Below are 435 nucleotides of genomic sequence, written 5' to 3'. Positions count from 1 at the left end.
CGGTCTGCCAACTGCACAACCAAGCAAAGGGAGGTCATTCAAAATGAACGACACGAATAGTCTATCACATACCACATGGAATTGTAAATATCACATAGTCTTTGCCCCAAAGTTTCGGAGAAAGGTGTTTTACAAAGAGAAGCGTCGCGCAATCGGAATGATTTTAAGAAAATTATGCGAATGGAAAGGGGTACACATCATCGAAGCAGAAGTGTGTCCGGACCACATTCACATGCTGGTGGAGATACCACCTAAAATTGCAGTTGCGAGTTTTATGGGATACCTGAAAGGGAAAAGCAGTTTGATGCTATATGAACAGTTCCCGGAGTTGAAGTTCAAGTATCGAAACAGAGAATTCTGGTGCAGAGGATATTATGTAGATACCGCAGGCAAAAATACAAAGAAAATCCAAGAGTACATCCAAAGACAGTATGA

At 41.6% G+C, this 435-nt stretch carries 1 protein-coding gene; it reads left to right on the top strand.

Going from position 1 to position 435, the window contains the following annotated elements; genetic code table 11:
• Positions 1 to 43: 43 nt before the first annotated feature.
• The coding region (gene tnpA, locus JCM17207_RS09715) for an IS200/IS605 family transposase (RefSeq protein WP_238317469.1) at positions 44 to 435 on the top strand (392 nt) is incomplete at its 3' end.

Source organism: Faecalibacterium gallinarum, assembly GCF_022180365.1.
GTDB lineage: Bacteria > Bacillota > Clostridia > Oscillospirales > Ruminococcaceae > Faecalibacterium > Faecalibacterium gallinarum.
Note: the sequence above shows the minus strand (reverse complement) of the source record. Positions and strands in the feature narration are given on the sequence as shown.